12 protein-coding genes are annotated in these 14,631 nt (G+C 50.6%); 1 reads left to right on the top strand and 11 read right to left on the bottom strand.

Translation table 11 applies throughout. The features are described from left to right. Positions 1-41 precede the first annotated feature (41 nt). The 6 genes from K0T92_RS25495 to K0T92_RS10865 all read right to left on the bottom strand — a co-directional run bounded on the left by K0T92_RS25495 (position 42) and on the right by K0T92_RS10865 (position 9,839). Positions 42-1,847, bottom strand: coding sequence for a sensor histidine kinase (locus K0T92_RS25495; protein ID WP_219872502.1), 1,806 nt, complete (start codon positions 1,845-1,847; stop codon positions 42-44). A 244-nt stretch (positions 1,848-2,091) separates the two neighbouring features. Beyond that, positions 2,092-3,537: a cardiolipin synthase gene (cls, locus tag K0T92_RS10885; protein WP_219872650.1), complete on the bottom strand. Its 1,446-nt coding sequence runs from the start codon at positions 3,535-3,537 to the stop codon at positions 2,092-2,094. A gap of 158 nt (positions 3,538-3,695) precedes the next feature. Beyond that, positions 3,696-5,135, bottom strand: a complete 1,440-nt coding sequence (gene hemG, locus K0T92_RS10880; RefSeq protein ID WP_219872501.1) for a protoporphyrinogen oxidase — start codon at positions 5,133-5,135, stop codon at positions 3,696-3,698. A 22-nt stretch (positions 5,136-5,157) separates the two neighbouring features. Continuing rightward, on the bottom strand, positions 5,158-6,387 hold the full coding sequence (locus tag K0T92_RS10875; RefSeq protein ID WP_219872500.1) for a hypothetical protein: 1,230 nt from the start codon (positions 6,385-6,387) through the stop codon (positions 5,158-5,160). Between the two features lie 62 nt (positions 6,388-6,449). After that, a complete protein-coding gene (locus K0T92_RS10870; RefSeq protein WP_219872499.1) occupies positions 6,450-8,711 on the bottom strand; it encodes a nitric-oxide reductase large subunit in 2,262 nt (753 codons plus the stop codon). 24 nt (positions 8,712-8,735) lie between these two features. Continuing rightward, the gene (locus K0T92_RS10865) at positions 8,736-9,839 is read right to left on the bottom strand and encodes a TIGR04053 family radical SAM/SPASM domain-containing protein (RefSeq protein WP_219872498.1); all 1,104 of its coding nucleotides are present in this window, start codon (positions 9,837-9,839) and stop codon (positions 8,736-8,738) included. Positions 9,840-10,133: 294 nt separating this feature from the next. Between K0T92_RS10865 and K0T92_RS10860 the strand changes: the two genes are divergently transcribed. Continuing rightward, positions 10,134-11,120: a multicopper oxidase domain-containing protein gene (locus K0T92_RS10860; RefSeq protein WP_219872497.1), complete on the top strand. Its 987-nt coding sequence runs from the start codon at positions 10,134-10,136 to the stop codon at positions 11,118-11,120. Positions 11,121-11,706: 586 nt separating this feature from the next. On the opposite strand, the gene K0T92_RS10855 is transcribed toward K0T92_RS10860, so the two are convergent. From K0T92_RS10855 to K0T92_RS10835, 5 genes are read right to left on the bottom strand one after another with little or no spacing between them, the layout of a single operon-like run. After that, the gene (locus K0T92_RS10855; RefSeq protein ID WP_219872496.1) at positions 11,707-12,000 is read right to left on the bottom strand and encodes a hypothetical protein; all 294 of its coding nucleotides are present in this window, start codon (positions 11,998-12,000) and stop codon (positions 11,707-11,709) included. A gap of 9 nt (positions 12,001-12,009) precedes the next feature. Then, entirely contained in the window at positions 12,010-12,336 is a 327-nt protein-coding gene (locus tag K0T92_RS10850) for a hypothetical protein (RefSeq protein WP_219872495.1), read from the bottom strand. Beyond that, positions 12,329-13,861 (bottom strand): MFS transporter, encoded by a 1,533-nt coding sequence (locus tag K0T92_RS10845; protein ID WP_219872494.1) that lies wholly within the window; start codon positions 13,859-13,861, stop codon positions 12,329-12,331. Before K0T92_RS10845 ends, K0T92_RS10850 begins: the two co-directional genes overlap by 8 nt. Beyond that, the gene (locus K0T92_RS10840; RefSeq protein WP_219872493.1) at positions 13,858-14,046 is read right to left on the bottom strand and encodes a hypothetical protein; all 189 of its coding nucleotides are present in this window, start codon (positions 14,044-14,046) and stop codon (positions 13,858-13,860) included. Before K0T92_RS10840 ends, K0T92_RS10845 begins: the two co-directional genes overlap by 4 nt. Then, complete coding sequence (locus K0T92_RS10835; protein WP_343223691.1) at positions 14,036-14,596, bottom strand: Rieske 2Fe-2S domain-containing protein; 561 nt, start codon at positions 14,594-14,596, stop codon at positions 14,036-14,038. The genes K0T92_RS10840 and K0T92_RS10835 overlap by 11 nt, the downstream gene beginning before the upstream one ends. Between the last annotated feature and the right edge of the window lie 35 nt (positions 14,597-14,631).

Genomic DNA, 14,631 nt, shown 5'->3' with positions numbered 1-14,631 from the left:
TAAAGTATAATATTTTTGGTGGTAGAAACCCAATATATGGGTCAAGCTGAGTATATCGCTTTTGCATACTGGTTGATTGGAATTTCGATAACAAAAGTTACCCCGTCTGAATTATCAATACGGATGCTGCCTTTATATTTTCGTACGATATCCAATGTAATGGCTAGACCAAGGCCAGAGTGTTCCTGCGCATTCTTCGAACTAATACCAGCTTCAAAGATCTTTTCGATTATTGCATCATGGATTGTTCCTTTATTATATACACTTAATTTAAGTATGCCGGATTCTATTTCTCCAATAAGCTTCACAATCCGTTCTTCCTTAGGCAATTTCATTACCTCATCGAATGCGTTGTCAACCAGGTTGCCAATCGCCCGAACACAATCAACTGAACGTACACCTTCGGGAAACTCCTTCAATGTTGTAAATGAAAAAGTGAATTGAATATCTTTCACTTCTGCAGATACGGATTTACTCTGAACCAGCGCAGCTATTGCAGGCTGGCCAATGCTGATGATGTCATTGATTTTCAATACATCTTCAACAAGTTCTCCTGTGTATTCCTTTAATTCCTTTATTTTATCAAGCTCAACAAGAGCGCTAATCGTACTGATATGATTCAAGAAGTCATGCCGCTGGCCTCTAATACTTGTAAATAAACTGTTCATCTCATCAATATAAGCGGATTGTGTTTCCGTAACAGCCTGATCCTTCGTTTTGCTAATGAATTTGTTCAACATAACCAACAAAATAATGCAAATAACTGTAATTACAATGACTACAAGCAAGAGCTCCCAAAGAATCTGATTGAGCTGGCTTTGGATGGCTTGATAGTCGATCGTTATCGCCATAACGTAGTAATTGAGGGTTTTATCAAGCTCCTTTTCTGAATTCTCCGTAATTACCCCCAACTCATCAATTTTATTGGTGAATACTGGTATGAACGCTTTGAGCACTGTTTTACCATTCAGCTCGGCTTTGTAACTAACGAGTTCTTTTGTATCGATGGCTTTTTGAATATATTCAGAGTCCAGCTTCTCATTCTTGTATTCGTAAGACCCGAAGAAAATAGGAATATAATACCTTAACGTGTATTTCTGACCTGTTCCGTTCTCCACTTCGATCTGCTCTTTACCAAAAGTTGCAGGATTAATACCAGAAACCTCTATAACACTTCTGTTAGAGGAGGTAACATCATGAATAATAGAGTTGATGCCAATCAATTTATCATAGTCCTTAAACACCTTGTCAGAAACAAATGGATTGATCAAATAGTTCGTTGTACCGTCATAGTAATAACCATATTTATAAAACTCTTCCGCGTTGGTATCGGATATAGAAAAAGGCCCCGTCCAGTAATTAGGGAGACTTTGCCCCCAGTTCAAAGCGGTTACATTTTTCCGATCATACAGTTCGAGAAAGGCTTTGTTCCACAGCCCCCATCTCTTCGTGTCCAGATTGATTTCTTCGCGATGCGAAGACTTCGTGAGATGAAATGAAGCGTCCTTTGTTTTTGTCAGCAGTGTAATGGCCTTTATATTCAATTTCTCTGAAAGCGCATCCAATTGTTCGTTTGTTACATGATTAATGTCCGGGTCAATTTGTGATTGTATCGCTATCGAATCAGATCGCAGCTTCTCTCCTACAAGGGCTTCCACAAATCTCGCCCCTTCTCGTGAGTTCTCAAGAATCTTGTTCAGCACGATGGATTCATTGTTAATGTCATTAAGAGTTTTTTCTTCCAGCGTGTTTTTACTAATAAAGTAATAGATCATATTATTCCCGATCAGCAGCGCAATGAGCGAGCTGACTAGGATCAAAGAAGTGCGTCTATAGCGATTAATCACAACAATCCCCCCAAATTATCTTTCATCATACGACCGCATATTTTACTTTACGCTGGTAATCCCCCCTCCTTCTCACATCGTTTATTGCATACCGTCTGTTCAATTGCTCGCACCCTTCTATTATAGGTCTATCAGGAAACACATACAACAAATGTTATTTATGGTTAAAAAGAACAGGCTATCCCCGCTGTAGAATTACCATCTGCAGCAAGGACAGCCTGTTTGTTATACGGGTTATAGATCTTCACAGTATCGGCGAAAGCAATCTCGAAATCGATTCCTTAATTCGTATCCATCTGGACCGGTGCACGTATTGCTCCAAGGTGAGCAGCCGGCTGTCGTTGATATCATGCTCGAAAATCCGCGCCATATTGCTTGAGAACTCCTTGTCGTATAGAAACGCGTTCACCTCGAAGTTCAGCTTGAAGCTTCTAACATCAATATTAGCTGTCCCTACCGATGCAATTTCCTCATCTACGACAATCGTTTTCGCATGGATAAAGCCTTTGTTATAGATATAAACCCTGGCTCCGGTCTTCAGCATTTCGCCGACATGCGACATAGTCGCCCAGTATACGAACGGGTGATCCGGCTTGTTCGGTATCATCAGGTTCACTTCCACACCGGACATGCATGCTATGCGCAGCGCATCCAGCAGACTTGCATCCGGAATAAAATACGGGGTCTGGATAGATACAGTCTTCTTGGCCGACAAAATCATTTTGATGTAGCCGATCTTAATGTTCTCCGTCTCCGAATCCGGACCGCTGGTTACGATCTGGACGCCTACCTTGCCTGCTGGCACAGGCTGGGGAAAGAAGTCCGAGTTATACCGGATATCGTTGCCTGATGCTTGGTTCCAATCCAATATGAACCGTGTCTGCAGCGCAAATACAGCCGTCCCGACAATTCTCAAATGCGTATCGCGCCAATAGCCGAATTTCTTGTTTAACCCCAAATATTCATCTCCGACATTAAATCCGCCGGTATACCCTATCTTCCCGTCAATAATGACCATCTTGCGGTGATTTCTATAATTCAGCCTCAAGTTAATCAGCCGGAACCGGGATGGGAAGAACGCTTCAACCTCGCCTCCGGCGGCGCGGAACGCTTTGAAAAAGCCGCGAGTCAGTGTTCGTGAACCCATCTCATCATAGAGGATTTTCACTTGAACCCCATTCATCGCTCTCTCGGTCAAAGCAGCCAGCAATTGCTTGCCTATTGCATCTCGCTTCAAAATATAATATTGAACATGAATATGCTCCTGCGCTTCCCGAATATCCTTCAGGAGGCGGTCGAACTTCTCTCTGCCCTTAATGATCAGATCAACCTCATTATCCTCTGAATAAACTGCGTGATCATTGTTCGCGTGCAAATGGATAAGATCAAGATTCTTGTCTCCTGCTTCATTGACAGCATGGAATTTCCCCGCATACAGTAGGCTGTTCTGCGTCTCCGACAATCTGCTGATTGCGCTCTTTCTGAATATCTCCCACTTGAAGAGCTTGGACCTGGTTAAATTTTGCGCAAACAGCAAGTACACGACAAAACCAAAAAGAGGGATAAAGAACAGGACGAGAAGCCACGCCCATGTCGTGCCAATATCTCTTCTCTCCAGGAATACGACAGCAGAAGCAAAAACAAGGTTCAGAATAATGACGAAACTGGTCAATAACTGGTAGATTTCCATGGATGACGAGTCCTCAACTTTCTTCAACAATCGGGAATTGCCTCCAATATGTTATCATACCTGCTTGCCGATCCACAACAAAAATGCCCAAGCTCCGCTGGATTGCCGGGCACTTGGGCGCTGCTGGCTGGATCAATAATACCGCCGCAGCCGTTCACTCAGATTGTCGGCATGAGGCTCATATAAGCGGCCATCTCTACAGCGGCTCTCTTGCCCTGCTGAACGCAGTCGGGCAATCCGACTCCATCATATCCGGCTCCACAGATCAACACCCCGGGCCGCTTGCTCTTCAATTGCGTCCTCGCCTCCTGCAATCGTTCCAGATGGCCGACACCGTACTGCGGCATTGACCTCACACAGCGGGTAATTTCATAGAAGCAGGGCTCTGATGTAATTCCCATCAGATCGCGCAGATCTCTGCGGACAGCAGCGATAAGCTCTGTATCGCTTAATTGCAGCCAGTCCTGCGAGCCCGAACGACCGATATAGGTTCGCAGCAGGATGCCATCGGCTGGCGCTGCATGAGGCCATTTGGAAGAAGACCATGTACAGGCGGTCATCATCCGCGCTTCCCGGCGCGGCACAACGAATCCGGAGCCGTTCAGCGGGAACGGAACCTCCTCTCTCCTGTATGCCAGCGCAATATTGGCCACAGAGATATAAGGGATCTGCTCCAGCCATGAGGATGCCGGAAGTTCCGGGAGAAGCTTGGCGGCAGCGAAGCTCGGCAGCGCCATAATGATTCCGTCCCCTTGCAGCCGCTGTCCTTGATTCATGATCAGCTCATATCTGCCATCCCATCCTTCCATTCTCTCCACACCGTGTCCTTCAATAATGCGAACGGAGGCAAGTGCCTCCCGGAGGCGATTCACCAAGGTCATGAGCCCGCCCTTATAAGAGAGAAACATGCTGTGCCGGGCGATCTCGGGCAGTCCGCCCGATTGCGGCGGCGGAAGCTTGCTGCCAGCCAGCATCCCCAATATGAGACTGCGATGCTTCTCTTCCATCTGCTTGAATTGCGGGAAGGTGGCTTGCAGGCTCAGATTTTGCGTTTCTCCCGCATATATGCCGGCCAGCAGCGGCTCGGTAATATTGGCCAGCACCTCTTTCCCCAGCCTCCGCTTAATAAAGCTGCCTAGCGCTTCATCCCCCATCCCCTTCCCGGCAGGCAGCAGCAGGTCCATTGCCGCCCGCAGCTTGCCAAGCGGTGACAGGAGCCCTGTCTTGAGGAATGGCGTCACCTTTGTCGGAATGCCGAGGACAAGACCGAGCGGCATCGGCTGGAGCTTTCCTTTGTGCAGAATATAATTCGTTCTGGCCTGCGGATTCGTTGCCGCCAGCTCATCCTCCAGTCCAAGCTCCCTGGACAAGTCAATCATCGGCAGCTTTCTCGCAAGGAAGGAATCTGGCCCCTTTTCAATCATATAGCCGCTGCGATGCAGCGTATTGATTCTTCCGCCAAGCTCGCGTTCCTTCTCGATCAGTGTAATATCTACAGGGATTTGCAGCTCCTCGCACCGCTTCATCGTATAATAAGCCGCGCTAAGGCCGGTTATGCCTCCTCCGATTACGACGATTCTTCTCGTTGGTTTGTCCATTTGCAACAGCGCCATCCTTTCCTCATGCATCGACTCTCCGCCGAATTGTGATCATAACGAGCAATATGCCGCCCGCCATTGCACCGCTTGCGATCAGCAGCAGCTCATTCTCATAACTTACTCTTCCGCCATTCGTCCATCCAAGCAACCCGTTCAGGAACAAGACCAGCTCATTAACGATAAACCCTGTGACAAAGCACATATAGCCTAGCCGCTCCCCCTTGCCCTGCCCCCGCAGCCAGCCTTGCTGAAGGAAGAACGCCAAGCATAGAAAGCTGACAAATCCGAGCAGCGTAAGATGCAAATAACCAATGACAACATCACGTGACGTATAGATCAGCTCCGACAATCCCGGTACAACGGTACCTATTTCCATCGTTGCTTTTAATAACAGGGCAAGGCAAGCAAGGACTGTGAATATGCCTCCCCACCCTTGGAACAGCGCCGGGAATGGCGATCTTGCCCGCCATATAATAACGAGCAGGATAGCAACAGCTGCCCCTTGCAATATTGCACCGGCTGCAGCGGCGGCATGCCATAGTGGATGGAGATCCAGCCACAGGATGGATAACAGAAAAGAAGGCGCCATGGAAGCCGCATAGAGCGCAAATTGCCAGCGGGCGAGCTTGACGGAGTAGTCTATCCGCTGCTGCTCCAGCAGCCGCAACAGAATAGCGATGAGGCCTAACGTAAACCAGCCATTGTATTGAAAATGCAAATAGAAATAGATGGCTGCATCGTACAATGCGCTCCCTTTGAGATCATTGGCGCTCAGGACAGCCAGCATCCACGGCCCCAGTGAGGAGACAGCCATGCATGCCAGACTGCCTTTCATATACAGTACAGAGACGCCGCCGCTCTTGTCAGGCTTGCTCTGCTTCATCCGTCTCCAGACGAGAATGCCGAACCAGTACGACAGCAAAATATGAATGGTCGAGAAGGCAATGGAGAAGAAGGCATAGCCTTGAAGCGTGAAAGAGACGAACATGCCAGCTATCGCCAGCTGGGTGGCCCAGAACAACAGCTTTAACTGCGGCTTGCTGCGCTCCGTATCATTAAGGAACAGCCGAGTGACCAGCAGAAACAGTGCCATATACCCCCACCCTAATAACGCCGTATGGGAATGGGCATGCAGCAGATGTCCATAATCAAGCTGCGGCAGCGGGACAAAAGCCAGCATGCGCATTAGAACGCCGGTTGCCGCAGTTAGTAGCAAATAGAATAAGGTCAGCCTGATCCAGATCGTTCGCATGACATGCCTCCTTCATCAATGAACCGTTCACTCCCGCAGCCTGCTTCCATGGCGAGCAGCTATTATTTCTCCAGAGACTGGTACGACTTGCCTGTCTTCAGCCCGATTATAAACCATGCCAGCCCCACAATCCCCAGGGCGAATACCGTGTCACCGACAACGCGGAACCATACCAGATTCTGCATGACGTTCTCATGGAGAAACTCAGCTGACCGCGCATACCACATCCCATGCTCCATGCTGGCGATCGTTTGCAGAATACCGACCGGGAGCAGGCTCGTTACCCCCATGAGCAGCAGGCCGATGTTCATAGACCAGAAGGAGAAGCGCAGCAGCTTGGTTTTCCATGGCCTTGGACCGGACAAGCCGCGCAGGCAGAACAGCATTAGCCCGATTCCGAGCATTCCGTATACGCCGAACAGAGCTGTATGCGCATGAAGCGGCGTTGTATTGAGACCCTGCATATAGTACAGCGCAATAGGCGGATTGATCAGAAATCCGAAGACGCCTGCTCCGAGCAAATTCCAGAACGACACGGCGACGAAGAAATAGATCGGCCACTTATAGCGATCGACCCACGGCCGCGCTTTCTTGTGCCTCAAATTCTCATAGGCCTCGAATCCGATCAGCAGCAGCGGAACAACCTCCAACGCACTGAACACAGCGCCGAAAGCGAGCACCCCTTCAGGCGTTCCGGCAAAATACAGATGGTGAAACGTCCCGATAATACCTCCGAACAAGAAGATAATCGTTGAGAACAGAACCGATGACGTTGCCGTAGCTGCCCGAATCAAGCCCATTCTTGAGAACAGGAATGCAATGACGACAGCTGCGAACACCTCGAAGAATCCTTCCACCCACAGATGCACCACCCACCAGCGCCAATAAGTCGATATGGAGAGATGCGTATTCTGTCCCCACATCAAGCCCGGCATATAGAACACCGGAATGGCTACCGATGCGATCAGGAACAGGGAGAGCAGATGCCTGCTTTCGCTTTTCTTTTTCAGTGCGGGCCAGATTGCTCTCGCCATCAAGAAGAACCAGAGGAACAGTCCGATGGTCAGGAAGATTTGCCACGCCCTCCCGAGATCCACATATTCGAACCCTTGATGGCCAAAATAAAAATTATGGGACAGACTGCCAATATACCCTTTGACAGCCGCCCATTCGCCGACCATGGAACCAACGACGATAATCAGCAGACAGGTGAACAGGAAATTCACGCCGAACCGTTGATACTTTGGCTCATGGCCTGATATAGCAGGCCCGATGTATAACCCGGTTGCAAGCCATGCTGTCGCGATCCAGAAAATAGCCAGCTGCTGATGCCATGTCCGTGTAACGGAATATGGAAACCACTCCGCCAGCGGAATGCCATAGAAGCTATTGCCTTCGACCGCGTAATGCGCAGTCAGAGCGCCCAAGCCCACCTGCACAACGATCAGAGCGGTCACGATCCAGAAAAACTTGAGCGTCGCCCGCATCGAAGGGGTAGCCTTGATCGCTAGCAGCGGATCTTGCTGAGGAGCGCCATGCTCTTCGTCCACTCCTTCCTTCCCCCGTTGAACAGCGAAGTGCCACGCAAGAGCTCCTACCCCGGCTATGAGCAGAATAACACTGACCAGCGACCATATAATCGATGAGCTTGTAGGCTCGTTGTCAATAAGCGGTTCTCCAGGCCAGTTGTTCGTATAAGTGATCGACGCCCCCTCTCGATTCGTTGAGGTAGACCATGAGGCCCAGAAGAAGAAGGCTGCCAGCTTCTCTCGATCCTCCTTGCTTGCAATCGTATTGGAAGGCAGAGCAATCTCCTCGCGATACGCCGCCATGGCAGGATCATCGCCGAATACGCCATCGTAATAGGCGCTGAGGGCATGGATAGCCTCCGCTCTAGTCGCAGAGATTACAATTTCCTTTGTCTGCTTGTTGTAGGTGTTGCTCCGTATTTCCTGCTTGAGCAGTGCCTTCAATTCGGCCTGCTTCTCTATCGGCAGGCTCTCATAATTCGCGCTGTACTTCCCGTTCGACCACGCGTCCAGTATCCAGACAAGCTCACGATGCAGCCAGTCGGCTGTCCAGTCAGGCGCCACATAGGAGCCGTGCCCCCATATGCTTCCGACCTCCTGTCCTCCCATGCGCTGCCAAATATTTTGCCCGTCCTCAATATCGTGGCGTGTATAAACAACCTCTCCGGCATCTGTCACAATACGCTCCGGTATCGGAGGCTTCTCTTGATAAATCTCTCCGCCGTAGTACAGCAGAACGGCAAAGGAACCGATAAAAACGACTGCCAGCATGAGCCATAGCTTTCTGTAAGGCATCCTTAATCCACCTCCTGTAATCGATTATTTGACCTGCAGCACCGGGTGTCCCGGTTCATACGAACAATAGGGATCGCTCTCCAGATAATCCCCTGTCAGCGCATATGCCCGAGCCCGCGAGCCCCCGCAGAGCGCTTTGAATTCACAATCGCCGCATTTGCCCTTTAACAAAGAACGGTCGCGCAGCTCCTTCATCACAGCAGAATGGCGATAAATATCCGGAAGCGGCTGCTCTCTGACATTGCCGCAGCGAACGGGAAGAAAGCCGCTCGGATACACATCGCCAGTGTGGCTGATGAACACGAACCCGTCGCCATCATTGACTCCCTTATGCGCCCGACCGAGGAGGTCGGTACGTTTGATCCCGATGCCCGTATCCCCTTGCTCGCCCAAACGCTGCTGCTCCTGTACAAACACTCTGCGATAATGGGGCGCCTCTGTTGCTTTGACCCCGTAGGGCATCCGCTGCTGCACCTGGCATAACCACTTCATCACTTCCTCATGCTGCCGCGGAGAAATCATATCCTTCTCCATCCCTCTGCCAGTAGGGACAAGAAAGAAGACACTCCACAGCACGGCCCCCATCTCCTTCACCTTCTCCGAGATCTTCTCCAGATCATGCAGATTATAGTTCGACACGGTCGTATTAACCTGGATCGGAATGCCCAGCTCCTGCAAATATTGAATGCCTTTCATGGTGAGCGCATACGACCCCTTCGTCCCGCGAAAATGATCATGAATATCCGCGCTGGATCCATCGAGGCTGAACGCCCAGCGGGATAAACCGACATCCTTGGCCTGCTGAATCGCTTTGCGCGTTACCTTGGGTGTCGCGCTTGGCGTCATCGATACGGACAGCTTCTTCTCATCGATGGCATAACGGGCCAACTCGAACAGATCCGGCCGCATCAACGGATCGCCGCCCGTAAATACGAAGAGCGGGTTCTCCATCGTCGCGATATCGTCGATCAGCCTCTTCCCCTCCTCGAACGAGAGCTGCCGCGGATCTGGCTTGAATTGCGCCTCCGCGCGGCAGTGCAAGCATTGCAAAGCGCAAGCCCTGGTCACCTCCCAGATAACTATGAATGGATTTACTCCATAATCCCTTTCCTTGATCGCAGGCTGCATGTATTCCCTCCTGACTCAAGCATCCGCTTCATCGCTGCGGACGCTGCTGTTCTCTCAACCATCCTAAAGAAGAACAGCACAGCGTACTGTGAGGCTGATCACACATCCAATGAAACTTTAGTGAAAAAAAGCGAAGAAAAAAATCCAAACTTTGTGCCCTCTATCACACTTGTAAGCCCCCCAGTGAGGTACATTGAAGGGGAACGATTTACACTAGGAAGCACGCAAGCGGTATCCATTGGTTAGCACGGTTAAGCTTGTGAAATTTATCACATTATAGAAGGGTGATTATTTATGATTAGGCTAAAGCGTATCCATTGTCTCCTTGCACTGGCTGCCTCCATCCTGCTTCTGGCATCCTGCGAAGGCAATGCCAACGAACAGGCTCAGGCGGAGAAGGCGAGCTCCGAGCAGCGAATCAGCCAGCCTCCGGTACAACCTGTCATCACCAGAGATGGCCGGAATGTACATATCGCAATGACAGCTCAGGTCACAGATGTGGAAATATCGAAGGGCGTATTCTATAATGCCTGGACCTTCAACGGCACAGTGCCTGGTCCTGTTCTCCATGTAAAGGAAGGAGATACGATCCATTTTACATTGCACAATATGGACCCCGATGTTCCGCATTCCATGGACTTCCATGCTGTTCATGCCGCACCGAGCAAGAAGTTTATCGACATCATGCCGGGCGAGCAGGGCAGCTTCAGCTACTCCGCAGACACGCCTGGCGTATTCATGTATCATTGCGGGACAAAGCCTGTACTCGCTCATATTGCCAATGGCATGTACGGGATGATTATCGTAGAACCGAAGGACGGCTATCCGTCTGACAACGAGATCGACCGCGAGTATACGATCGTGCAGAGTGAATGGTACAAGGAGCAGGACTTCGAGGATTTTCTGAATGGGGAGCCGGAGTATGTCGTATTCAACGGAACGGATTACTCGCTGAGCCAGCCCCCCCTGCTTGCCAAGGTTGGCGATACCGTGCGGATCTACATCAATAATGCTGGCCCGAATGAAGTCTCTTCCTTCCATATCGTAGGTACAATAATGGATCGTGTATATCTTGACGGGAATCCCCGCAATATTCTGTACGGGATGCAGACGATACTGCTGCCAGCCAGCGGTGGCGCAATCGTGGAATTTACAGTAACCGAAGCAGGCGATTATCCGATTGTCACGCATCAGTTCGATCATGCGACCAAAGGAGCCGTCGGCATCCTTCGCGTAACAGCGGATGGAATGGACAATGGAGATCCGGTCAGCGGGCATTGAGGTCTAGCGAGGTGTTATCCCCAGGGGACGTCACGTTCTCCCGACTGCCGCCATCAAGCAAGATGCGAGCTAGAGGAACATGCGAAACTGTCGTTTTTCTCTCGTGTGAAAGATGCCTCCAAACCACTAAGAAGTGGAACTGGAAGCATCTTTTTCTTTGGATATGCCTATCTGGACAACCCCTTCTCCCAAGTGTGGTTTGAAGGCAGCGTGACGGAGAAAGGAGCCTGCGAATGTGCATGAATTTCGGTTAAAAGACGCCATAATAGTAAAATTCCTGCGATCAGGCATGAATGTGAGCAAAAATCGGCCGCTAAAGAGAAACGAAGGTGAAATGCCTGCACGCTGGCAGGAATTTCACCTTCATGGGGCCAGAAACGAGCAAATAAATGCCGTTTCGCATGTTTTACCTCGCTCACATCTTGCATCACGCAAGTCCCGGCGTTTGAATGACGGATCAGCCTCTAGCAAGGAGTACGTGGGCAGTTTGGTGATCGCAGCCATTCCGCATCGTACCGTTTCTTAAAGTGGAAGTTGAGGAAATTCCGTATTACTACTGGCTTGATCATCGACTGCCACCCATCCATCAGAGTAGAAACCGTACGGTATAGATCAGCTTGGCAGCAGTATCTTCAGAGGTAAAGACCGTCCCCTGCTCCGCTTCCTGGAGGCGCGTCCTGTCATCGTCATAGACGGGAATAGCCAGAAACTGCTTCTCGTTAAAATAAAACTGCAGATGCGTGCCCTCATGGGCCAACATGACATGATGCAGGGGACGGCTCGCTGGCGGGGCCAGCGGGTCGCTTCCTGCGTAATCCTCAATAATGAGCTCCATCCTTTTGCCATAGTAGCTTGCCAACCGATGTTCCCAGTTCTCCATCACTCAACCTCATTTCTTGAGACAGCATGTGCCAGCATCTTCCTTGGGGATCACCTGAACCCGATAGCCGCTCAGCCAATTCAGACTCGCCTGCTCCATCCCATTCTCCATATAAGCAATGACTTCCCGCTCCGAACTCCATACGGACAGTCCGCTGACCTGAGCAACCGCGATATCGAGCCCTTCCTCCCTCTTCCGATCCACATAACAAGGAACAGCGGATGCAGCAGAGGTTGAGAACAGCAGATTCAGCTCTGACTCCATCTGCGGAAAAGGGGATCCATGCTCCGTCTGCGGCCGAATAAAGCACAAATCGACAATAAATTCATTAAGCATAGGCTTCCTCCCCGCCATGGGGATGGTGAAAATGCTGCTGGGTTGTAATATCACTGAACATGCCGGAGTAGTAGACCACATCGCCGGAGTCGCTCTTAACCGCGCTGATTGTCAGCCATTCCAAATAAATTTCGCCGTTCTTCTTCCGGTTCCAAATCGCTCCCTGCCAGAAGCCCTGGCTCTGCAAGCTCTCCCACATCGCATTATAGAAGGCTTTGTCCTGCTTGCCCGACTTCAGAATGCTTGGCGTCTTGCCAATCGCTTCAGCGGAAGTATAGCCCGTCAGCCGTGTGAAGGACGCATTCACGGAATGGATAATGCCGTTCCTGTCCGTGATCATAATCCCCTCTACCGTGTTCTCTACAATATTGGCAGCCAGCACCAACCTTTCCTGATAGAACATCCAGATGACGATGATCAGGCTCGCCAGCGCAATCTGTGACAGGGCCATGAAGCCAATCGCATAATGACCCGTCATGCTGAACAGCATCGTCAGGATCAGCGGCGGGAAGAAGCCGCCGAGGCCGCCCATAGCCGAAATGATGCCATTGGCGATGCCAGCTTGTTTACTGAAGTACATGGGAACAAGCTTGAAGATCGTGCCATTCCCTGTGCCGGCGCACAAGGCAACGGTCAGGCAGCCTACGGTGTACAATTGCAGACTTGGCGCGAACGATAGCAGAATAGCGGATACCGTCAAGCCGCCGAATACGAGCATTAATATTTTGAAGGGATTGAACTTGTCGCCAAGCCAGCCTCCGATAGGCCGCATCGCAGTAGCAAGCACGATGAAGCCCGCTGTGCGCATGCCGGCATCGACCTTCTCCAGATGAAAGTGGCTGACGAGAAAATTAGGCAAATAGACGGTGAATGCAACGAATGAACCGAACGTCAGAAAGTAGAACAGACAAATAAACCACAGCTTCTCCGAACGGGATACCGCTCTGATCTGCTCCAGCAGCGGTGTGCGGACGGATACTTCCTCACGGTCCCCGAGCAAGAAATTGAGTGCAGCAAGAGTGATCAATATGATGCTATAAAGCAGAACGGTATTCGACCATCCCCAAGCACTGGCAACGACCGGGGCGCCGAATGCCGAAATGGCCGTTCCCAGATTGCCAATACCATAAATGCCGTTCACGAAGCCGTGACGCTCCTTAGGGTAATACTTGGGCAATGAAGTAACACCAACCGAGAATACAGCGCCTCCGATCCCGAGAAAAGCGCCGCCAATAATCAGATCCGCGAACGAATCCGCCTGGCTGATCCAATAAACAGGCGCCAGCAGCAGCACAAAGCTGAGCATGAACAGCTTGCGGGCACCGTACCGATTGGTCCAGTATCCGACAGGTATCCGCGCGATGGACCCGATCAGAATCGGGATGGCCGTAACCCACGCAAGCTGGGAGGATGAGAGCGTAATATCATCTTTAATAAAGGGCATTAGCGAGGACAGTATAACCCAAACCATGAAACCAAGCACCAGACTGACGGTTTGCAGCGGCAGCTGAATTTTTCTAATCATTTGACATCACGCTCCCGCTTATAGATCCAGAAAGCCACAGGAAACAACAACAGGTTCAGCCCGCAGAACAGGATGACCGTCTCGTATTTCTCGTAATAATAGGCATTCACCGTTTGCTGTGTACAGACGATATTCAGGAACAGCACCAGACTGAGCAGCACGACGCCCCGATAGCTACGCTTCATAACGTTTCACTCCCGTTGCGATTATGGCGCCCTGCTCCCGTTCGAGAACAATTTCGGGCAGCGGCCTTCTGGGCGGGCCAGCGGTAGGAGCGCCTGTCTTCGGATCGAATACCCCGTGATGGCATGGGCATACCATCTCGCCCTGCTCCTTGCTCCAGAATACCGGACATTTCAAGTGGGTGCAGGCATTCTGGTAGGCCTTGAACTCATTCTCGCCAAGCCGGATGAGCAGCGCCGAGTCATGCTTGCCTGGATAAGCGAACTCTATCGCTTCTCCGACCTTTATTTCACTGATATCTGTAATTTTCGCCGCTGTATATTTCTTGTTGCCGAAGCCCGCAAGCTCCTTGGCCGCTATTGCTCCCCATGGCAGCGTGGAGACGGCAAACACCCCTGCAGCACCGGCCATCAGCTTCATAAAGCTGCGACGGTCGAGGCTTCTCTCGTTGTCCTTGTGTATATTGTGCGTGTAATTGTCTTCATCAAAAGGAATCTTGCCGTTCTTATTGTTGGCCTTGCTGTCCCCATTCACATTGTGTCCCTGTCCCACCGGGAATCACCCCTGTCTATATTAGTTCGATGATT

Origin of the sequence: Paenibacillus oenotherae (assembly GCF_019443105.1) — a bacterium.
Lineage (GTDB): Bacteria > Bacillota > Bacilli > Paenibacillales > Paenibacillaceae > Paenibacillus_Z > Paenibacillus_Z oenotherae.
This window is presented reverse-complemented; position numbering and strand designations above follow the sequence as displayed.

What these genes read in the sequence shown, in the direction of transcription:
- K0T92_RS10840 (WP_219872493.1), bottom strand. Translation starts at nt 14,046, where the DNA reads ATGAAGCGTAGCTATCGGGGCGTCGTGCTGCTCAGTCTGGTGCTGTTC.
- hemG (WP_219872501.1), bottom strand. Translation starts at nt 5,135, where the DNA reads ATGGACAAACCAACGAGAAGAATCGTCGTAATCGGAGGAGGCATAACC.
- K0T92_RS10845 (WP_219872494.1), bottom strand. Translation starts at nt 13,861, where the DNA reads ATGATTAGAAAAATTCAGCTGCCGCTGCAAACCGTCAGTCTGGTGCTT.
- K0T92_RS10870 (WP_219872499.1), bottom strand. Translation starts at nt 8,711, where the DNA reads ATGCCTTACAGAAAGCTATGGCTCATGCTGGCAGTCGTTTTTATCGGT.
- K0T92_RS10860 (WP_219872497.1), top strand. Translation starts at nt 10,134, where the DNA reads ATGATTAGGCTAAAGCGTATCCATTGTCTCCTTGCACTGGCTGCCTCC.
- K0T92_RS10865 (WP_219872498.1), bottom strand. Translation starts at nt 9,839, where the DNA reads ATGCAGCCTGCGATCAAGGAAAGGGATTATGGAGTAAATCCATTCATA.
- K0T92_RS10875 (WP_219872500.1), bottom strand. Translation starts at nt 6,387, where the DNA reads ATGCGAACGATCTGGATCAGGCTGACCTTATTCTATTTGCTACTAACT.
- K0T92_RS10855 (WP_219872496.1), bottom strand. Translation starts at nt 12,000, where the DNA reads ATGGAGAACTGGGAACATCGGTTGGCAAGCTACTATGGCAAAAGGATG.
- K0T92_RS10850 (WP_219872495.1), bottom strand. Translation starts at nt 12,336, where the DNA reads ATGCTTAATGAATTTATTGTCGATTTGTGCTTTATTCGGCCGCAGACG.
- cls (WP_219872650.1), bottom strand. Translation starts at nt 3,537, where the DNA reads ATGGAAATCTACCAGTTATTGACCAGTTTCGTCATTATTCTGAACCTT.